Below are 18299 nucleotides of genomic sequence, written 5' to 3'. Positions count from 1 at the left end.
GCCTCTACGCGGACGGGGAGACGAGGCGGTAGCCGACCCCGCGCACCGTCTCGATCAGTGCGGGCAGCCGCAGCTTGGAACGGAGCGAGGCGACGTGCACCTCCAGCGTGCGCCCCGTTCCCTCCCAGCTGGTGCGCCACACCTCGCTGATGATCTGTTCACGGCGGAAGACCACGCCGGGCCGCTGGGCGAGCAGGGCGAGCAGATCGAACTCCTTGCGGGTGAGCTGCACTTCGCTGCCGTCGACGCTCACCCGGCGGGTCGGCAGCTCGATCTGCACGTGCCCCAGGCGCAGTGCCGCGACGGGCGTCGACACGGTGTCCTCGTTGCTCGCCTTGCGCCGGCTGACCGCATGGATACGGGCCAGCAGTTCGCCGGTGTCGTACGGCTTGGTCACGTAGTCGTCGGCGCCCAGGTTGAGTCCGTGGATGCGCGAGCGCACGTCGGCACGGGCGGTCACCATGATCACCGGTACGGAACTGCGCTTGCGGATCTTGCCGCACACCTCGTAGCCGTCCTGGTCGGGCAGCCCGAGATCGAGCAGCACGACGCCGAAGGGCTCGGTGTCGGTGGGCAGGAGCGCCTGCAGGGCCTCGTCGCCGCTGCGGGCGTGGACCACCTGGAAGCCGTGCCGGGCGAGGATCGCGGACAGGGCGGCGGCGACGTGGTTGTCGTCCTCGACGAGCAGCAGTCTCATGGCCCCCCTCTGGCAGTGGTGTGTCGGCGGTCGGTCCGAACGGTCGCGTACGCCCCCGGTCACTTCCCCGTTCCGGGGTGTTTCACGTAGGGGTGTACCAGGGAATCCACGCCGATCGCGGGTGGACAGTCAAGGGCCTGTCCGATGTAACCGGGTTTCCGTTATGCACCCGGTACGCCCGATGCGGCAGGCGTGACGTCCCGTTCACACGGAGTGTCCGGTTGCCGCCGGATCGTTATGCTCAATTTCCGCTCAGATGTAATGACGCTGGTAGCACTGCGTCACTAGGGTCCTTCCCAACCGAGGAGGACGGAGCAAGAAGCCGATGAGCGGAGTTTCAGTGACCAAGGGCGCCGAGGACGCTGCACCCGCGCCCGGTGGCGATCTGGTGGTGCTGAGCAACGTCAACAAGCACTTCGGCGCGCTGCATGTGCTCCAGGACATCGACCTGACGATCGCCCGCGGCGAGGTCGTGGTCGTCATCGGGCCGTCCGGGTCCGGGAAGTCCACGCTGTGCCGCACGATCAACCGCCTGGAGACGATCGACTCGGGTGCGATCACGATCGACGGGAAGCCGCTGCCCGCTGAGGGCAAGGAGCTGGCCCGGCTGCGTGCCGATGTCGGCATGGTCTTCCAGTCGTTCAACCTGTTCGCCCACAAGACGGTCCTCGAGAACGTGATGCTCGGGCAGCTGAAGGTCCGCAAGACGGACAAGAAGGCGGCCGAGGACAAGGCGCGTTCGCTGCTCGACCGGGTGGGCGTCGGGACCCAGGCCGACAAGTACCCCTCCCAGCTCTCCGGCGGCCAGCAGCAGCGTGTGGCGATCGCCCGCGCCCTGGCGATGGACCCGAAGGTCATGCTCTTCGACGAGCCGACCTCGGCCCTCGACCCGGAGATGATCAACGAGGTGCTGGAGGTCATGCAGCAGCTCGCCCGCGAGGGCATGACGATGGTCGTCGTCACCCACGAGATGGGCTTCGCGCGCTCCGCGGCGAACCGGGTCGTCTTCATGGCGGACGGAAAGATCGTCGAAGAGGCCACGCCCGACCAGTTCTTCAGCAACCCGCGCAGTGACCGGGCCAAGGACTTCCTGTCGAAGATCCTTCACCACTGACGGAGCCCGCGGCACCGGCTCCCGTATCCGCTGATCACTCACTTCGCGCCAACTCTAGGGAATTTCACCATGCAGCTTCGTAAGGTCACCGCCGCCTCGGCCGCCGTGCTCGCCCTCGCCCTGACCGCCACCGCCTGTGGGTCCGACGACAAGGACGACTCGGCTTCGGGCGGCGGCAAGAAGATCACCATCGGGATCAAGATCGACCAGCCGGGTATCGGCCTGAAGACGCCGAACGGCAAGTACACCGGCTTCGACGTCGACGTCGCCACGTACGTCGCCAAGGAACTCGGCTACGACGCCAAGAACATCGAGTTCAAGGAGACGAAGAGCGCCGACCGCGAGACGGCGATCTCCCGTGGTGACGTGAAGTTCATCGTCGCCTCCTACTCGATCAACGACGAGCGCCTGCAGAAGGTCGACTTCGCAGGCCCGTACCTCCTCGCCCACCAGGACATCCTGGTCCGCGCGGACGACAACTCGATCACGAAGCCCGAGGACCTGAACAACAAGAAGCTCTGCTCGGTCACCGGCTCGACCTCGGCGCAGAACGTCAAGGACAAGCTGGCCCCGAAGGCGCAGCTGCAGGAGTACGGCGGCTACTCCGAGTGCCTGACCGGCCTGGAGAACAAGGCCGTCGACGCTCTGACCACGGATGACAGCATCCTGGCCGGCTACGCCTCGCAGGACGCCAACAAGGGCAAGTTCAAGCTGGCCGGCTTCAAGATGACCAACGAGAACTACGGCATCGGCCTCAAGAAGGGCGACGCCGACCTCAAGAAGAAGATCAACGACGCGCTGACCAAGATGGTCTCGGACGGCTCGTGGCAGAAGGCCGTGGACGCGAACTTCGGTCCGGCCGGCTACAAGAACGAGAAGGCCCCGAAGATCGGCAACGTCGTCAAGTGAAGCAGGGCTGACCGGGCGCGCCGCCGCTGAACGGCGGCGCGCCGTGCCCTCCTACACGCGGAAGCGCGGGAGATCGTGTTCGACTTTCTTGATGGTTACGACCTGCTGGGGGCCTTCTGGGTCACGGTGAAGCTCACCGTGTTCTCCGCCCTCGGCTCCCTCATATGGGGAACGCTGCTGGCCGGCATGAAGGTCAGCCCGGTCCCCCTGATGCGCGGTTTCGCGACCGTCTACGTGAATGTGGTCCGGAACATTCCGCTGACCGTGATCATCGTCTTCGCCTCGCTGGGCCTCTTCCAGACCCTTCAGATCACACTCGGGGGCGGCGGCGACTTCAAGGTCATCAACTTCCGGCTCGCGGTGCTCGCCTTCACCGCCTACACGGCGTCGTTCGTGTGCGAGGCCCTCCGTTCAGGCATCAACACGGTGCCTGTCGGCCAGGCGGAGGCGGCACGGGCACTCGGGCTCAGCTTCACCCAGGTACTGCGGCTGATCGTGCTCCCGCAGGCGTTCCGGTCGGTGGTCAACCCGCTGTCCAACGTGCTCATCGCGCTGACGAAGAACACCACCGTCGCTGCGGCGATCGGGGTCGCGGAAGCCTCGTACCTGATGAAGGAAATGATCGAGAACGAGGCCCAGCTGCTGCTGATCTCGGGTGTGTTCATCCTCGGCTTCATCGTCCTGACCCTCCCGACCGGCCTCATCCTCGGCTGGGTCGCCAAGAAGGTGGCGGTGAAGCGATGAGTTCCGTCCTCTACGACGCGCAGGGGCCCCGCGCCAAGCGGCGCAACATCCTGTACACCGTCCTCTTCGTGCTGGCCGCCGCGGCGGTGCTGTGGTGGGTGTACGACGGCCTCGCCGACAAGCACCAACTCGACTGGGTCAAGTGGAAGCCGTTCTTCACCGGCACTCAGGCCTGGGAGACGTTCATCTGGCCGGGCTTCCAGAACACGATCAAGGCGGCGTTCTTCGCCCTGATCATCGCTCTGCCGCTGGGCGCACTGTTCGGCATCGGACGGCTCTCGGACCACCGCTGGGTGCGCGGGCCGGGCGGCGTGGTCGTGGAGTTCTTCCGCGCCATTCCCGTGCTGCTCCTGATGATCATCGCCAACGCGATGTACTCCGAGTACACCGACCTCGAACCGGACACGCGTCTGCTCTACGCCGTCGTCACGGGCCTGGTGCTCTACAACGCCTCGGTGCTCGCCGAGATCGTGCGCGCCGGCATCCTGACGCTCCCCCGCGGGCAGACGGACGCGGCCAAGGCGATCGGCATGCGCAAGGGCCAGACGATGGTCTTCGTGCTGCTGCCACAGGCGGTCACCGCGATGCTGCCGGCCATCGTCAGCCAGCTCGTGGTCATCGTGAAGGACACCGCCCTCGGTGGCGCGGTGCTCAGCTACCCGGAGCTGCTGGCCTCGGTCCGGCCGATGTCCGCGAACTACGGGTCGAACACGATCGCCTGCTTCACGGTCGTCGCGCTGGTCTACCTCGCGCTGAACTTCGCCCTGACGTCCTTCGCGAGCTGGCTGGAGCGGTGGCTCCGGCGCGGGAAGAAGAGCACGGGCGCGGTCGTGGGCACCGGCCCGGGGGGCGAGCCGGCGACGATCGGTGCGCCGTCGCTCAAGCTGGACGACGGAAGCGCCGCCTGACGGCTCGTCGTACGACGCCCGCGAGGGGCGGTGGCACACCTGCCACCGCCCCTCGCCGCGTTCCGGCGTCGCTTGACGCAAGCACCGGCAGTAGGTTGCATACGTTCTGTGATCGCGCACCGAGTCCCCGACGCCGCAGCACTCCCTTCGACGCCCGCGCACCTTCCGTTCCGTTTCACCGGCCTCTCGACGGGGGACGCGTCGTGGACCCGGTGATCGTCGTCGGTGCCGGGCCGGTCGGCCTGGCACTGTCGCTCGCCCTCGCCGCTCAGGGCGTCCCATCCGTCCTGCTCGACGAGGACCCCGCCAAGGACGAGACACGCCCCGCCCGCACGGCCGTCCTGCGCGAGGACACCGCGGCCTTCCTGGAGCGGCTGGGCTGCAAGGCGCTGCAGGACGAGGGGCTGCGCTGGACCGGCTGGCGGTCCGTGCGACGCAGGCAACTGGTGCGCGAGCTGCCACTGGGCGAGGAGCCGTCCCCGGGCAGCGGTATGCCGGCCGCCCCCGTGCACGTACCGCAGCACGCTCTGGTGCGGAGCCTGCGGGACGCGGTGGCCGCCCAGGAGCTGGTGCAGACGGCCGGGCCCAGCCGCATCGACACACTGGAGCAGGACCCGGCAGGCGTCACCGTGCACACCAGGGAGCCCGGTTCGACCTGGTGGCGCGGGAGTTACCTGGTCGGCTGCGACGGCGCCCGGTCCACCGTGCGCAAGCTCCTCGACATCAGGTTTCCCGGGCGTACGGCGGTGGAACGGCACGCCGTGGCCGCACTGCGCACCGAACTGCCCTGGCCCGGCGAGGCAGTACTGCACCGCTCGCCGCCGTGGCGCACCGGAGGCGCCGAGGTCACCGCGCGCCCGCTGCCCGGCGATGTGTGGCGGCTGGACTGGCTGCTGCCCGCGCGCGGGGAACTGGTCACGCCGGACGCGCTGGTCACGCGGGTCCGGGACACCCTGGCCGGCTGGTGCGGCGAGACTCCCCCGTACGAGCTGCTGGACACCGGGGTCTACACGCTCCACCACCGACTGGCACGCCGTTGGCGGGTGAAGCGGTCCTTCCTGGCCGGGGACGCCGCCCATCTGCTGGGCGCCCTGGGCACCCAGGGGCTCGACGAGGGGCTGCGGGACGCCGAGAACCTGGCGTGGAAGCTGGCCCTGGCCTGGCACCACGGGGCGTCCGGCGCGCTTCTCGACAGCTACCAGGCCGAGCGCCGGGCCGCCGTCGCCTCGCGGCTGCGCGCGGCCGACCAGTCGCTGCCGATACTGCGGGGCGGCGGAGGTCTGCGGACGCTCGTACCGGGGAGCGCACGGGGGCACGACTCGCTGCTCATGGACGGGCATCTGGGCTGCGGCCCCCTCGGTGCGCCCCCTTCCTACGCGCTGTCCCCCCTTGCGCCCCCGCGCGCCGAGGCGCACACCTCGGTGGGTACGCCCCCCGGTGCGCCGGTGGCCGATGTACGGGTCACGGCACCCGACGGCACCACGGCGCGGCTGCGGGAGCGGCTGGGCCAGGGGCAGTTGCTGGTGGTGCTCGTCGCGCCGGGAACCGGAGTATGGGACCGGCGCCACTGGATGCGCGCCGGAGTGATGCCCCGTCTGGCGGAGGCCGTGACGGCACTGCCGGTGAAGGCGGAACTGCTGGTGGCCGAGAACTATCCGGGAGCCTCCGCGCACACGGTTCTGCTGGTCAGGCCGGACGGGCATCTCGTCGAGGCGTTCGGCGGGGTGCGTCCGGCGGAGCTGTTCGCGGCGGCGGAGGCGGCGCGCGGCGGCGCGCCCCGGGCATCCGAGCGCGCCGACCGGACCGCAGACGTCAATTGACCCTCGCTGGCGCGCATGGTCTACTCCGGGTCATGACCGACACCGATGTGCGCCTGTGGCGGAGGGTCCATATGGACCTGCTCCGCTATGCGGGCTGCGTGTGTCGTCCGTCCTGCTGAATCGCCTTCTCCTGCCCTCGCCGTGCGCTGTGCCGTACGTCGGGGCGTCCGCGCGAACTCTCAGGACGGTCTCCGTGTCTGCCTCTTCGTTCCCCGTTGTTCCCGTGCCCATGCGCACCTCCGCCCCGGCTCCGACCGCCGCGGAACTGCTCGAATTCGTCCGTCGGACCGCCGAGGACACCGCACTCATCGCCTCCCTTCCCCTCGACCCCGAGGGCCGGACCTGGATCCGGCTCGACGGGCCCGGCGGCAGCGAGGCCTGGCTGATCGGCTGGCCGCCGGGCACCGGCACCGGCTGGCACGACCACGCCGACTCGGTCGGCGCCTTCCTCACCGCGGCCGGCACGCTGAGGGAGCACTCCCTGGCCGCCCGGCTGCCCACCGACGGCTGGAAGTCCCTGGAGCTGGCCGAGGACATCGACCGGACCCGGGAACTGACGCCTGGCAGGGGCAGGGCCTTCGGCCGTCACCACGTCCACGAGGTGCTGAACGAGTCCGCCACGGAGCACGCCGTCTCCGTGCACGCGTACTACCCGCCGCTGCCGCGCATCCGGCGCTACAGCCGCACCGGTGCGGTCCTCCGCCTGGAGCAGACCGAGGGACCGGAGGACTGGCAGTGAGCCACGGACCGCACGAAGGCGACGACACCCCGCCCGGGATCGACGAGCTGCTGGAGCGGGTCAGATCCGGCTACGAACGGCTCGGCCCGCAGGAGGCGTGGGCCGCGGCCACCGAGGGCGCCCTGCTCGTGGACATCCGGTACGCGGAGCTGCGCGAGCGGGACGGTCTGATCCCGGGGGCGCTGGTCGTCGAGCGCAACGAGCTGGAGTGGCGGCTGGATCCGCGGGGAAGCCACCGTGTCCCGGAGGCTGTGGACCACGGGATCCGGGTGGTGGTGATCTGCAACGAGGGGTACGCGTCCAGCCTGGCCGCCGAATCCCTGCACCGGCTCGGGCTCCACCGGGCGACGGACCTGGACGGTGGCTTCCAGGCCTGGCGTGCGGCGGGTCTCCCGGTCGAAGCGTGAGGTGAGGGGGCGGCCTCCGCCGTCCCCTCACCCGTCTTCCCGTCACCGCCCGGCGGCCACCTCCACCGGCCGGGTCCGCAGCGCGAACCGGCCGGGCAGCGCCGTCGCGGTCAGGGCGAGCAGGGCGGCGACGCCCACCACGGTCCCGTACACGAGCGGCAGGACGCCGGGCGCGGCGGTGCCCGTCATCCCGATGCTGAAGGCGGTCAGCACGGCGAGCGCGATGCCGGTGCCGAGAGCGGTGGCGATGACCAGGACCGACAGGGTCTCGGTCCGGAGCATCCGCAGCACCTGGCGGCGGGTGGCGCCGGCGAGCCGCAGGAGGGCGAACTCGCGGAACCGCTCGGAGACGGACATGGCCAGCGTGTTGACGACGGCGATGGCGGTGAAGGCGAGGACGAGCCCCATGGCGAGCAGGTTGACCTCGGCGTTCTCCTGCTGCCGGTCCGCCTGGAGCCGGTCGGCGACGGCAGGGGCGACGACCGTGACGCCGGGGAACTTCTCGACCGAGGCGGACAGTTGGCCCTCGGATGCCTTGCCGGCCACCAGGACCGTCGTGGCCAGCGGGTTGTCCATGTGCCGTGCGACCAGGTCGTGCGGCAGGGTCAGGTCACCGAAGCCGAGGCCCCGGCGGTAGACAGCGGCGACGGTGAGGGTGGCGGGGGTGCCGTCGCCGAGGTGCAGCTTCAGTTCGCCGCCGGGACGCAGTCCGAGGCGGTCGGCGGCCAGCTCGCTGATCGCGGCGGACCGCCCGTTCGCGGCGAACGCGGCGAGGGAACCGCTCGTCACGTCCGGGTCCCAGGTGCGGGTGAGGCCCGCCCCGGTGACGCCCTGCGCGGCGTACTTCTCCAGCCCGACCCGCACGGAGGTACGGACCACCTCCGTCGCCGCGGTGACGCCGGGGGTCGCACGGACCGCCTCGGTGGCGGCCGAGGGGACACCCGGGCCCCGCGCGCCGAGCACCCAGGTGGCGCGGGTGCCCTCCCTGGCCTGGGCGCGCGCGGCATCGCCGACGGTCGGCTGGAGGAAGAGAACCGTGCAGGTCATGCCGATGAGCAGGGTGAGCGGGGTGACGACGGAGGCCATCCGGGTGGAGTTCCCGCGGAGGTTCGCGGTGGCCAGGGTGCTCATCGGGCCGGTCCGCCGGAGCACGCCCGCCATCAGGAAGGCGGCGGCCCGGACGAGGAAGGGGCCCAGCAGCGAGACCGCCGTGGCCAGCACCACCACCGCCAGGAAGGTGACGGGCGTCGAGGCGGCCTCGGTGTGCAGCATGCTCAGGACACCGACCAGCGCACCACCGCCGGCGAGCAGGAGCAGCCCCACGAGGGTGCGGCCCAGTGCCGGACGGTGGCGCTCGGCCGCGGACTCGGCCATCGCCTCGGCCGGACGCAGCCCGGCGATCCGGCGGCCGGAGATCCGGGCGGCGGCCCAGGCACCGAGCAGAGTGAGGGCAAGAGCGGCGACGGCGGGAAAGACCCCGACGGTCCGCTCCAGGGTCGGCGGGACCACGCCCATGGCGACGAACCGGCCGTGCAGCCACGCGGCGAGCGGCAGTCCGGCGAGCGCGCCCAGGATCCCGGCGAAGGCCCCGACGACCAGGGCCTCGCGGCCGAGCAGCCGGCGGATCTGCCGCGAGGTGGCGGCGATGGTACGGAGCAGGGCCAGCTCGCGGTGGCGCTGCTGGATGGAGAGCGCGAACGTCCCGACGACGACGAGCACGGCGACCAGCAGTGAGGTGCCGCCCATGGCCCCGCCCATCGAGACCAACTTGACCCGGGCGCCCGCGGCGTCGAGGAACTCGACCGGTCCGCGTCCGTCGCCCGTGGCCACCTGGGCGGTGGTGCCGTCGAGCGCGGCCTCGACCCGCTGCTTCAGCGTGCCGGGATCCGTGCCGGGCCGGGGCATGACGCCGAGCGCGGTGACCTGGCCCGCACGGTCCGCCAGGCGCTCGGCCTCCGCGGCGGAGAAGAACAGTGCACTCTGCTGCCGGAGTTCGCCCCGTCCCCCGGGCGTCGCGATGCCGCTGACACGGTACGTGCGCGGGGCGCGGGTCGACTGCACGGTGATCCGGTCGCCCGTCGCCAGGTCCGCCCGCACGGCGAGGGCCCCGTCGATCACCACCTCGTCGGCGGAGGCGGGGGCACGGCCCGCGGTCAGGGCGAAGGGGGTCAGCGGGGCGGACGACCAGGCGTGCCCGTAGGAGGGGAGGCCGTCGTCGCCCGGGAGGCCGAGCGGCTGGGCGAGGAAGGTCAGTTCCGGGACGACCGCGCGGACGCCGGGAAGGGTGCGGAGCCGGTCGGTGGTGGCTGCGGGCAGCCAGGCCCGCTCGGCAACGGGCTTCGCCTTGTGCTTGGTCTTCGTCTTGCCGTTGCCCTTGTGCTTGACGGTCGTGCGGTGGACGTTCTGGTCGGCCGAGACGATCAGCGGGGTGGCCGCGTACCGCTCGGTGGTGATCCGTCCGCGCAGACCGGTCTCCAGCAGGGTGCCGCAGGCCGTGACGAGAGCGGCGGCGCACATGAGGGCGAGGAACGCCCCGAGGAATCCCGCCTTGCGGTGCCGGATCGTCCGCAGGGCATAGCGCAGCATCATGAGGCGTCCGTCTCTGGTCGGTCGGTACGGAAGGAGGAGGCGGGGGATCCGGGGGCGCCCGCGCGCGGGGCCGGGAAGGCGAGCAGGCGGGTGTGGACCGTCCGGGCGCCCGGTGCGGTCTCGGCCCCGGGGCGCCGGTAGCGGTTCATGAGGGCGATGTACTCCTCGAAGAACGCGCGGAGTTCGGGGAGCGTGAGGCTCAGGGCACCGCGCGAGTACGCGAAGGCGTCGGCCCACTCGTCGGAGGTGTCGGCCTCCGCCGCGTCGGCGCTCTCGCGCTGGAGGCGTTCGAAGAGGGCGAGGTCGGCGGCGTACGCGTGCCGGTTCAGCTCGTCCATGACGAGGCGCAGTTCGGGCGTGCGGCGGGACGGCGGCGGGAAGCGGCGGTCTCCGGGAACAGCACGCCACCACCTGGCCCGGCGCCCGGCCGGCTCCTGGGGCGCGGTGTCGGCCACGAAGCCGTAGCGGGCGAGTTCGCGCAGGTGGTAACTGGTCGCGCCGGTGTTCAGTCCCAGGGCGCGGGCGAGGATCGCGGAGGTCGCCGGGCCGTGCAGGGTGAGGTGCTGAAGGATCTGCTGGCGTCGGGGCTGGGCGAGCGCCTTGAGCGCGGCCAGCTCCGAGATCTCGGTTCCACCGGGCTTCTCTGGCATGCCTCACACACTGCTCTGTGCACAGATGTCTGTGCACTGGAGCATTCCGGCGTCTCCGTACGGGGGTTGTCCCCCGTACGGGGGTTGTCCCCCGTACGGCCCCGTGTCCCGTCGGCGGCGGGGCGCGGGCCGATCGAGGGTCCGTCCCCTGTCCCGTCGGCGGCGGGCGCCCGCTCGACCTGAATGCGCCGCGACACACCCGTATGGCACCGCTCCGGTGGAGCGATCCGGTCACCGGACGGACATTCGCCTCATGGCGAGCGGGGCCGCTCATGGCGCATCCGGCCCGTCCGCCGGCACGCCGAAGCGCCGTCAGGGCGCCGGACCGCCGCTACGACGGGGAGCACCCACCGATGCCGACGACCGCCCTCACCCCCGAGGAACTCGACGCCCAGGCCGTACGCCTCCACGACACGGACGCCTGGCAGCAGTTCGTCACCGGCTGGGATCTGACCGCCCCGGCCGCCGCCCCCGAGCCGTCGCCCCGCAGACGGCGCCCCCCGGCGACTGGCGCGCGCTGCTCTCCGTGCCGGTGGACCAGCTGATCGCCGACACGGTCCGCGCGCTGCCCCCCGCCGCACCGCGTACGCGTCCGCTCCCCGGGCGCATCGGTGCGATGCTGCCCGACCGGCTCCACACCTGGCGGCGCATCGGGCAGCCCGAGGTGCGGCCGTCCGTCCACCTCGCCCATGCCCGGCAGATCCTCACGGAGTGGGGCTGGCAGAACACCCCGTACCGGCTGCGCGATGTGCGGGGCGCACGCTGCGTCTGCGGTGCCATGCTCACCGCGCACCGCCTGGGCTACGGCTCGGCGGACACGGTCGACCGGGCCGGCGCCTGGCTCATCGCCGAACTGCGCTCCCAGGGCTGGACCGGGCTGATCGGCCCGTGGAACCGCTACCCGGGGCGCACTGCCGCGGACGCCCTCGCCCTGGTCGATGCCACCATCGCCCGCGCGGCCCGCGCGGGCCAGTAACGGCCGCCGCTTCCACGACGTTCCGGCGCCGTCACAAGGGCTCGTCAGAAGCGCTCGTCCAGCCCTTCCGTGTCCTCCCCCTCTTCCTCCAGCGCCCGGCGCACCACGCGCAGGGCCATCCCCTCGCCGTACCCCTTGCGGGCGAGCATGCCCGCGAGGCGGCGCAGCCGTTTGTCGCGGTCCAGGCCCCGGGTGGGCCGGAGCTTGCGGGCCACGAGCTCCCGCGCGGTCTCCTCCTCCTGCTCGGAGTCGAGCTGCCCGACGGCTTCGTCGATGACCGCCGCGTCCACGCCCTTGGTCCGCAGCTCGCGGACCAGCGCGCGGCGGGCGAGCCCGCGGCCGTGGTGCCGGGACTCCACCCAGGCGTCGGCGAACGCCGCGTCGTCGATGAGCCCGACGTCCTCGAAGCGGGACAGCACCTCCTCGGCCGCCTCGTCCGGGATCTCCCGCTTGCGCAGGGCGTCCGCGAGCTGTTTACGGGTGCGCGGTGTGCCGGTGAGCAGGCGCAGGCAGATGTTGCGTGCCCGCTCGACGGGGTCGCGCGGTTCCCCCTTCTCGGCCCTCGACGAGGAGGGGGAACCGCTGTCACTGGACCGGGAGCGGGATCGGCGTCCCGTTCCCTCACCGGGTCCGGAGGCCCCGCCGGGGTCGGCGGCGCTGTCCGGCCATTCCGTACGACGCGTCACGGGCTCAGCTCTTGGCCGCGGCCGCCTTGGCCGGCTTGCTCTTGCCGGCAGCGGCCGTCGCCGGCTTCGCCGCACCCTCGGCCGGAGCCGCCGCGCCCGCCGCGTCCGCACCGGTCTCGGCGGAGGCGTCCTCGGGCTGGACCCCGACGCCCAGCTTCACCAGGATCTTCTTCTCGATCTCGTTGGCGAGGTCGGGATTGTCCTTGAGGAAGTTGCGGGCGTTCTCCTTGCCCTGGCCGAGCTGGTCGCCCTCGTACGTGTACCAGGCGCCGGCCTTGCGGACGAAGCCGTGCTCCACGCCCATGTCGATCAGACCGCCCTCGCGGCTGATGCCCTGGCCGTAGAGGATGTCGAACTCGGCCTGCTTGAAGGGCGGCGCGACCTTGTTCTTCACGACCTTGACGCGGGTGCGGTTGCCGACCGCGTCGGTGCCGTCCTTGAGCGTCTCGATGCGGCGGATGTCGAGGCGCACCGAGGCGTAGAACTTGAGCGCGCGGCCACCGGTGGTGGTCTCCGGCGAGCCGAACATCACACCGATCTTCTCGCGGAGCTGGTTGATGAAGATCGCGGTGGTCTTGGACTGGTTGAGCGCGCTGGTGATCTTCCGGAGCGCCTGGCTCATCAGACGGGCCTGGAGACCCACGTGCGAGTCGCCCATCTCGCCCTCGATCTCCGCGCGCGGCACCAGGGCCGCGACGGAGTCGATGACGATCAGGTCGAGGGCGCCCGAGCGGACCAGCATGTCGACGATCTCGAGGGCCTGCTCACCGTTGTCCGGCTGGGACAGGATGAGGCTGTCGATGTCGACGCCGAGCTTCTTCGCGTACTCGGGGTCGAGGGCGTGCTCCGCGTCGATGAAGGCCACCGAGCCGCCGAGCCGCTGTGCGTTCGCCACCGCGTGCAGCGTCAGCGTCGTCTTACCGGAGGACTCCGGTCCGTACACCTCCACCACACGGCCGCGCGGCAGGCCGCCGACGCCGAGCGCGACGTCGAGCGCGGTGGACCCGGTGGGAATCACCTCGATGGGCTCGTTCGGCCGCTCGCCGAGGCGCATCACCGCGCCCTTGCCGAATTGCCGTTCAATCTGTGCGAGTGCGGCGTCCAGCGCCTTCTCGCGGTCGGTTCCTGCCATGGGTTCCACCCGATTTGCTTGAGTCGATCGCTTCACGTCAAAGACGCTAACCCCTGCCACTGACAATGGGCCTCGACGTCCTCCCGGCCTGTGGACAACTCCACGGTCGGGCCCGGGAAAACCCGGCCGGAATCCCATGAGAATGGATGTTCGATTTTAGTGTCAAGCGCACCACGCCGCCCTGCGGCGGACCGCCCGGCGGCCTGACGAGAGCGGGCGGCGGGCCTCCGGGCGTCCCCTCAGACGCTCGGCCCGGAAGGCCCGTCCGGCCGCTGCGGGCCCTCCGGCTCCCGGCCGTCCGCCTCCCCGTCGTCCTCGCCCGCGAAGGCGGTACGCATCCGTCGCAGACGCGTCCACAGCGGCTCGCCCCGCACGCCGGGGCGGCTGCCGTGGACGCGCGGGTCGTCCGTGACGTCGTACCGCTTCACGTAAGCACCGAGGAACGCCTGGAGCGTGGCCACGGCCGGGATGGCGATCAGCGCGCCGACGGCCCCCATCAGTGCCGTACCCGCGATGACCGAGCCGAACGCCACCGCGGGGTGGATGTCCACCGTCCTCGCGGTCAGCTTCGGCTGGAGCATGTAGTTCTCGAACTGCTGGTACACCACGACGAAGCCGAGGACCCACAGCGCGTACCAGGGGTCGACGGTGAAGGCGATCAGCATCGGCAGGGCGCCCGCGAGATACGTGCCGATCGTGGGGATGAACTGGGAGACGAGTCCGACCCAGACCGCGAGCGCCGGCGCGTACGGCACGCCGAGGGCGGCCAGCAGGATGTAGTGCGCGATGCCGGAGATGAGCGCCATCAGGCCGCGCGAGTAGAGGTAGCCGCCCGTCTTGTCGACCGCGATCTCCCAGGCCCGCAGCACCTCGGCCTGCCGGGCGGGCGGCAGCACGGAGCACAGCCCGCGGCGCAGCCGGGGGCCGTCGGCCGCGAAGTAGAACGAGAACAGGAAGATCGTCAGCAGTCTGAAGAGGCCCCCGAGGACCGTCGCCGAGACGTCGAGCACACCGGTCGCGCTGTTCTGGACGTACTTCTGCAGCCAGTCGGAGTGCAGCAGGCTGTCCTGGACCTCGACGCGGGAGAGTTCCGTGTGGAAAGACTGGTTGACCCAGTTGATCACCGAGTCGAGGTAGTTCGGGAAGTCCTCCACCATGTCGACGATCTGGCCCGCGAGCATCGAGCCGAGCAGGAAGACGAAACCGGCCCCGGCCACCAGCACGAGGAGGAAGACCAGGAAGGTGGCGAGCCCCCGGCGCATGCCGCGGGCCGACATCCGGCTCACGGCGGGCTCGATGGCGAGCGCCAGGAAGAAGGCGATCAGCACATTGATGAGCAGGCCGATGAGCTGGTCGAAGGCCCAGCTGCCGAGCCGGAAGCAGGCGTAGAGCGCGAGGGCGAGGACCATGGCACGCGGCAGCCAGGCGGGCATGCGGGCGGGCCCGGGGCCGGACGGCGGAGCCGGTGGTACGGGCGGCGTGCTGGGCGGCTGGATCTGAGCGGTCTCGTCTGTGGGTGCCACGGAGCAAGTCTCGCCTATGTGGGTGACAACGCGTCGCCCACCCCGGAAGGTGGACGGCCCGCCTCCGGTCCGGGCCGGAGGCGGCCCGACCTCAGCGCTTGTCGGCGGGGATGCCCATTGCCACGCAGACCCCGCGCCAGACGTCCTTGGCTTCCCAGCCCGCCGCCAGCGCCTCGTGGACCGTGCGTCCGCCCAGCTCGGCCATCACATGGTCGCGTGCGAAGGAATCCGCGTAGGCCGCGCCGAAGTGGTCCGCCATCCGTTCCCAGAAAATCGTCAACCGCATGCCCTCAGTATCCCGCTCCTGAGAGTGCAGCCCGACGGCTCCGGCCCTGCTCGGGGCACCTGACGCCCTACGGTCGGTCCATGGCTGCAACTGGAACAAGTCCCCTCGACCGTGCCGAGCAGTTCATCTGGCTCACGGCCCGTGTCCTCGAACAACGCCGCTTCGCCCATCAATACCTCGCGGGAGGCGCGGACCCGGTGGAGACGGCTCTCACCGCGTACGCCAACGAGGACGGCGGTTACGGCCACGCGCTCGAACCCGATCTGCGCGGGCCCGTCAGTCAGCCGCTGCACACCGCCCACGCGCTCAGCGTCCTCGATTCGATCGGCCGCTGCGGCGGTCTGCGGGTGGAGCGGATCTGCCGGTACCTGACCGAGGTGTCGACCAAGGAGGGCGCCCTGCCCGCGCTGCTCCCCTCGCAGCGCCGCTATCCTGCGGCCCCCTTCATCCCGATCGTCGACGACCCGCCGGCCGAACTGCTGGCGACCGGGCCGGTCGTCGGGCTGCTGCACCGCAACGCCGTATGGCACGCCTGGCTCTTCCGGGCGACCGACTTCTGCTGGTCGGCCGTGGACGCCCTGGACGTGTCGCATCCGTACGAGATCGAGGCGGCGGTCGCCTTCCTGGACGGGGTACCGGACCGGCCCCGGGCGGAGGCCGCCGCCGAACGGCTGGGACGGCTGGTGCGCGACCAGAGGCTCGCCGTGCTCGATCCGGAGCGCCGCGCGGAGTACCCGGTGGCGGCGGGGTACGCGGCGGGCGAGCAGCACTTCCCGTACGACTACGCCCGTACACCTGGATCGCTCGCCCGGCGGTGGTTCACCGACGCCGAGATGGGGCGCGCGCTCGACCACCTCGCCGCCGCGCAGGAGGAGGACGGCGGCTGGCCGGTCACCTGGCGGCAGTGGGCGCCCGGGACGGCACTGGAGGGGCGGCCGCTGGTGACCCTCAGGGCACTGGAGACCCTGCGGGCCCACGGACGCGTCCTGGACCGATGAGCGGCGCGGTAAGGGGCAGGGGCCCATGGGGTGTGCCCCTTACGCTCACGGGTCCGGGATTCAGCCCAGCGCCCGCACCCCGGCGGTGACGACCACGGCCGCGCCCACGACGACCAGGAAGGGGGCGCGCAGAACGAGGGCGAGCGCTGCCGCCGCAAGACCCGCGCCCCTGGCGTCCAGGACGAGGTGCTGTCCGTCGCCGAAGGTCTGCTGGGCGGTGAGCGCGGCCAGCAGGGCCACCGGCAGCAGGGCGGCGAGGCGCTGCACGAGAGGGCGTTCCAGAGCGCCCGCAGGCACCAGGAGGCCCAGGAGTTTGGCGAGGTAGCAGCCGACGAAGGTCAGGGCGATGGCGATCCAGACGTTCATCGGCCGTCCTCCGCCGGGGTCGCGCCCGCGTCCTTCGCCCCGGTCCCGCCCGTGTCGCCGCCCTTGGCCCGGCCCATCAGGAACAGGACGACGGGAGCGGCGAGCGCGGACAGCAGGACGGGCACCCCGGCCGGCAGCACCGGCAGGAGGCCGAGGGCGAGCAGGACGGCGAGCGCGGCGGTCACGCGCTCCGTCGTGGACTTCAGCATCGGGGCGAGCAGGGCGAGGAAGACCGCCGGGCTGGCCGCGTCGAGCCCCCAGGCGTCGGTGTCGCCGAGCGCCTCGGCCCCCAGAGCCCCCACCAGGGTGGTCAGGTTCCACAGGACGTAGAGGGTGAGCCCGGTGACGGTGAAGCCGATGCGCGCGGCCCGCCGGGTGGGCTGGGGCAGCGTCACGGCGGTCGTCTCGTCGATGACCCACTGGGCGGCGAGCGGGCGCAGGGCGCGCGGCAGGGCGAGGAGCTGGGACAGCCGCAGGCCGTAGAAGGCGTTGCGTACGCCGAGGAAGAAGGCCCCGGCGGCCGCGGTGTACGGGTTGCCGCCGGCCGCGAGCGCGCCGACCAGGGCGAACTGCGAGGCGCCGGTGAAGACGAGCAGGCTCAGCGCGCAGGTCTGGAGCAGGCTCAGGCCGGAACCGGCCGAGGTGACGCCGAAGGCGAAGCCGGAGAGGCCGACGGCTATGCCGACGCCGAGGGCGTCGCGTACGACGGCGGCGTCCGGTTTGGCCCCGGCGGCGAGTGTGCTGCCGCCGGCCGGTTCGGCGGTGGTGCGAAGGGGAGCTGTCTGTTCTGCCACGTTCCGCAACGCTACCGGGACCGCTCCGGACCGGTCTTGTACGTTCTTGCACGTTCACGCTGGTAGGCGCCGGGTGGTACGCCCACGATCCGGGTGAAGTGACGGTTGAGATGCGGCTGGTCGGTGAAGCCGACTTCCGCCGCCGCGACCGCGGGGGCCGTGCCCGCGTCGAGCATCCGGCGCGCCTGCCGGACCCGGGCGTCGGTGAGCCAGGTGTGCGGAGGCATGCCGTACTGCTTCTTGAACGCGCGCAGCAGGGCGAAGGGGCTGGTGCCCAGTTCGCCGGCCAGCGCCTCCAGGGTGGGCGGGTCGGCCATCCGGGACTCCAGCAGGGCCCGTGCGCGTGTCGCGTCACGGGTTCCTCCGGCGCGGGGCGCGCGGGCGGGGACGGCGCTGCCGTGCCGGATGAGCAGGCGGGTGACGACGATCCGCAGCACGCTGTCGGCGGCCAGGGCGTTGCCCTCCTCGGCCGCCCGGTGGACCTCGCCGATCAGCCGGGCCGCGTACGGATCGGCCACCCCGGTCTCGGTGAAGCCGACGGTGCCGCGCAGGTCCGTCGTATCGGCGGCGATGTCGTTGACCACCTGCGCGGACGGGTAGAGCGTGTCGTACACCCAGCCCTCGGGGACGCCGGCGCGGGCGGTGTGCGGGACCTCCGGGTTGATCATGACGACGGTGCCGGGGCCCGCGTGCAGGGTGCCGCCGGGTGTTCCGATGGACTCGACGCCCTGGCTGACCGAGGCGAGGACATAGCCCTCGTGGCTGTGGCGCGGGAAGGTGTGCCGGATGTAGCGGGCCCTCAGCAGATCGAGGTCGGGCAGCTCCGCGTAACTCCAGTGCCGCGCCCACTCCGCCGGTTGCTGTGCCCCTGCCATAGTGGGATTGTCCCAGCTCGCGGGCGCCCCGGCCGTCGGCGGGGCGGCACGGGAGGCGGTTGTCGCGGCCGTTGTCAGTGGCGGGG

At 71.7% G+C, this 18299-nt stretch carries 19 protein-coding genes and 1 pseudogene; 10 read left to right on the top strand and 10 right to left on the bottom strand.

What is annotated here, in order from left to right:
- Positions 1-4: 4 nt before the first annotated feature.
- Entirely contained in the window at positions 5-697 is a 693-nt protein-coding gene (locus EAO73_RS11605) for a response regulator transcription factor (RefSeq protein ID WP_147971282.1), read from the bottom strand.
- A 325-nt stretch (positions 698-1022) separates the two neighbouring features.
- Here EAO73_RS11605 and EAO73_RS11600 point away from each other — a divergent pair, with 325 nt between their 5' ends.
- The 8 genes from EAO73_RS11600 (at position 1023) to EAO73_RS11570 (ending at position 7338) form a co-directional block, all read left to right on the top strand.
- Entirely contained in the window at positions 1023-1811 is a 789-nt protein-coding gene (locus EAO73_RS11600; protein ID WP_147971281.1) for an amino acid ABC transporter ATP-binding protein, read from the top strand.
- Positions 1812-1880: 69 nt separating this feature from the next.
- Positions 1881-2720, top strand: a complete 840-nt coding sequence (locus EAO73_RS11595; protein ID WP_147971280.1) for a glutamate ABC transporter substrate-binding protein — start codon at positions 1881-1883, stop codon at positions 2718-2720.
- A gap of 75 nt (positions 2721-2795) precedes the next feature.
- On the top strand, positions 2796-3464 hold the full coding sequence (locus EAO73_RS11590; protein ID WP_147971279.1) for an amino acid ABC transporter permease: 669 nt from the start codon (positions 2796-2798) through the stop codon (positions 3462-3464).
- Entirely contained in the window at positions 3461-4372 is a 912-nt protein-coding gene (locus EAO73_RS11585) for an amino acid ABC transporter permease (protein ID WP_147971278.1), read from the top strand. The genes EAO73_RS11590 and EAO73_RS11585 overlap by 4 nt, the downstream gene beginning before the upstream one ends.
- Positions 4373-4575: 203 nt before the next feature.
- Positions 4576-6192, top strand: coding sequence for an FAD-dependent monooxygenase (locus EAO73_RS11580; RefSeq protein ID WP_147971277.1), 1617 nt, complete (start codon positions 4576-4578; stop codon positions 6190-6192).
- 32 nt (positions 6193-6224) lie between these two features.
- The gene (locus tag EAO73_RS37290) at positions 6225-6311 is read left to right on the top strand and encodes a putative leader peptide (RefSeq protein WP_311307652.1); all 87 of its coding nucleotides are present in this window, start codon (positions 6225-6227) and stop codon (positions 6309-6311) included.
- 110 nt (positions 6312-6421) lie between these two features.
- On the top strand, positions 6422-6931 hold the full coding sequence (locus EAO73_RS11575) for a cysteine dioxygenase (RefSeq protein WP_147971522.1): 510 nt from the start codon (positions 6422-6424) through the stop codon (positions 6929-6931).
- On the top strand, positions 6928-7338 hold the full coding sequence (locus tag EAO73_RS11570) for a rhodanese-like domain-containing protein (protein WP_147971276.1): 411 nt from the start codon (positions 6928-6930) through the stop codon (positions 7336-7338). Before EAO73_RS11575 ends, EAO73_RS11570 begins: the two co-directional genes overlap by 4 nt.
- Before the next feature lie 42 nt (positions 7339-7380).
- Here the strand turns inward: EAO73_RS11570 and EAO73_RS11565 are convergent, their stop codons facing one another.
- Positions 7381-9927, bottom strand: coding sequence for an FtsX-like permease family protein (locus EAO73_RS11565; RefSeq protein ID WP_147971275.1), 2547 nt, complete (start codon positions 9925-9927; stop codon positions 7381-7383).
- Entirely contained in the window at positions 9924-10577 is a 654-nt protein-coding gene (locus tag EAO73_RS11560; RefSeq protein ID WP_147971274.1) for an ArsR/SmtB family transcription factor, read from the bottom strand. Before EAO73_RS11560 ends, EAO73_RS11565 begins: the two co-directional genes overlap by 4 nt.
- A 353-nt stretch (positions 10578-10930) precedes the next feature.
- Between EAO73_RS11560 and EAO73_RS11555 the strand changes: the two are divergent.
- Positions 10931-11553 (top strand): annotated as a pseudogene (locus EAO73_RS11555) (hypothetical protein).
- 44 nt (positions 11554-11597) lie between these two features.
- On the opposite strand, the gene recX reads toward EAO73_RS11555, so the two are convergent.
- The 4 genes from recX to EAO73_RS11535 all read right to left on the bottom strand — a co-directional run bounded on the left by recX (position 11598) and on the right by EAO73_RS11535 (position 15180).
- On the bottom strand, positions 11598-12239 hold the full coding sequence (gene recX, locus EAO73_RS11550; RefSeq protein WP_147971273.1) for a recombination regulator RecX: 642 nt from the start codon (positions 12237-12239) through the stop codon (positions 11598-11600).
- A 4-nt stretch (positions 12240-12243) separates the two neighbouring features.
- On the bottom strand, positions 12244-13371 hold the full coding sequence (recA, locus tag EAO73_RS11545) for a recombinase RecA (RefSeq protein WP_147971272.1): 1128 nt from the start codon (positions 13369-13371) through the stop codon (positions 12244-12246).
- Positions 13372-13610: 239 nt separating this feature from the next.
- Positions 13611-14804: an AI-2E family transporter gene (locus EAO73_RS11540; protein ID WP_147971521.1), complete on the bottom strand. Its 1194-nt coding sequence runs from the start codon at positions 14802-14804 to the stop codon at positions 13611-13613.
- 181 nt (positions 14805-14985) lie between these two features.
- The gene (locus EAO73_RS11535; RefSeq protein ID WP_147971271.1) at positions 14986-15180 is read right to left on the bottom strand and encodes a DUF3046 domain-containing protein; all 195 of its coding nucleotides are present in this window, start codon (positions 15178-15180) and stop codon (positions 14986-14988) included.
- An 80-nt stretch (positions 15181-15260) separates the two neighbouring features.
- On the opposite strand from EAO73_RS11535, the gene EAO73_RS11530 reads away from it, so the two are divergent.
- On the top strand, positions 15261-16178 hold the full coding sequence (locus EAO73_RS11530) for a hypothetical protein (RefSeq protein ID WP_147971270.1): 918 nt from the start codon (positions 15261-15263) through the stop codon (positions 16176-16178).
- A gap of 60 nt (positions 16179-16238) precedes the next feature.
- Here the strand turns inward: EAO73_RS11530 and EAO73_RS11525 are convergent, their stop codons facing one another.
- Genes EAO73_RS11525 through EAO73_RS11515 form a run of 3 tightly spaced genes read right to left on the bottom strand, consistent with a single transcriptional unit; the run spans position 16239 to position 18213 of the window.
- Positions 16239-16544, bottom strand: a complete 306-nt coding sequence (locus EAO73_RS11525) for an AzlD domain-containing protein (RefSeq protein ID WP_147971269.1) — start codon at positions 16542-16544, stop codon at positions 16239-16241.
- Positions 16541-17338, bottom strand: a complete 798-nt coding sequence (locus tag EAO73_RS11520; RefSeq protein WP_147971268.1) for an AzlC family ABC transporter permease — start codon at positions 17336-17338, stop codon at positions 16541-16543. Before EAO73_RS11520 ends, EAO73_RS11525 begins: the two co-directional genes overlap by 4 nt.
- An 11-nt stretch (positions 17339-17349) precedes the next feature.
- A complete protein-coding gene (locus tag EAO73_RS11515; protein ID WP_147971267.1) occupies positions 17350-18213 on the bottom strand; it encodes an AraC family transcriptional regulator in 864 nt (287 codons plus the stop codon).
- Between the last annotated feature and the right edge of the window lie 86 nt (positions 18214-18299).

This window comes from Streptomyces sp. col6, from assembly GCF_008042035.1.
Taxonomy (GTDB): Bacteria; Actinomycetota; Actinomycetes; order Streptomycetales; family Streptomycetaceae; genus Streptomyces.
Note: the sequence above shows the minus strand (reverse complement) of the source record. Positions and strands in the feature narration are given on the sequence as shown.

Bases quoted from the DNA above. Each gene is read 5' to 3' on its own strand.
- EAO73_RS11560 (WP_147971274.1), bottom strand. From the start codon at position 10,577: ATGCCAGAGAAGCCCGGTGGAACCGAGATCTCGGAGCTGGCCGCGCTC.
- EAO73_RS11600 (WP_147971281.1), top strand. From the start codon at position 1,023: ATGAGCGGAGTTTCAGTGACCAAGGGCGCCGAGGACGCTGCACCCGCG.
- EAO73_RS11575 (WP_147971522.1), top strand. From the start codon at position 6,422: ATGCGCACCTCCGCCCCGGCTCCGACCGCCGCGGAACTGCTCGAATTC.
- EAO73_RS11540 (WP_147971521.1), bottom strand. From the start codon at position 14,804: ATGCCCGCCTGGCTGCCGCGTGCCATGGTCCTCGCCCTCGCGCTCTAC.
- EAO73_RS11515 (WP_147971267.1), bottom strand. From the start codon at position 18,213: ATGGCAGGGGCACAGCAACCGGCGGAGTGGGCGCGGCACTGGAGTTAC.
- EAO73_RS11595 (WP_147971280.1), top strand. From the start codon at position 1,881: ATGCAGCTTCGTAAGGTCACCGCCGCCTCGGCCGCCGTGCTCGCCCTC.
- EAO73_RS11585 (WP_147971278.1), top strand. From the start codon at position 3,461: ATGAGTTCCGTCCTCTACGACGCGCAGGGGCCCCGCGCCAAGCGGCGC.
- EAO73_RS11535 (WP_147971271.1), bottom strand. From the start codon at position 15,180: ATGCGGTTGACGATTTTCTGGGAACGGATGGCGGACCACTTCGGCGCG.
- EAO73_RS11565 (WP_147971275.1), bottom strand. From the start codon at position 9,927: ATGATGCTGCGCTATGCCCTGCGGACGATCCGGCACCGCAAGGCGGGA.
- EAO73_RS11525 (WP_147971269.1), bottom strand. From the start codon at position 16,544: ATGAACGTCTGGATCGCCATCGCCCTGACCTTCGTCGGCTGCTACCTC.
- EAO73_RS37290 (WP_311307652.1), top strand. From the start codon at position 6,225: ATGACCGACACCGATGTGCGCCTGTGGCGGAGGGTCCATATGGACCTG.
- EAO73_RS11530 (WP_147971270.1), top strand. From the start codon at position 15,261: ATGGCTGCAACTGGAACAAGTCCCCTCGACCGTGCCGAGCAGTTCATC.
- recA (WP_147971272.1), bottom strand. From the start codon at position 13,371: ATGGCAGGAACCGACCGCGAGAAGGCGCTGGACGCCGCACTCGCACAG.
- EAO73_RS11605 (WP_147971282.1), bottom strand. From the start codon at position 697: ATGAGACTGCTGCTCGTCGAGGACGACAACCACGTCGCCGCCGCCCTG.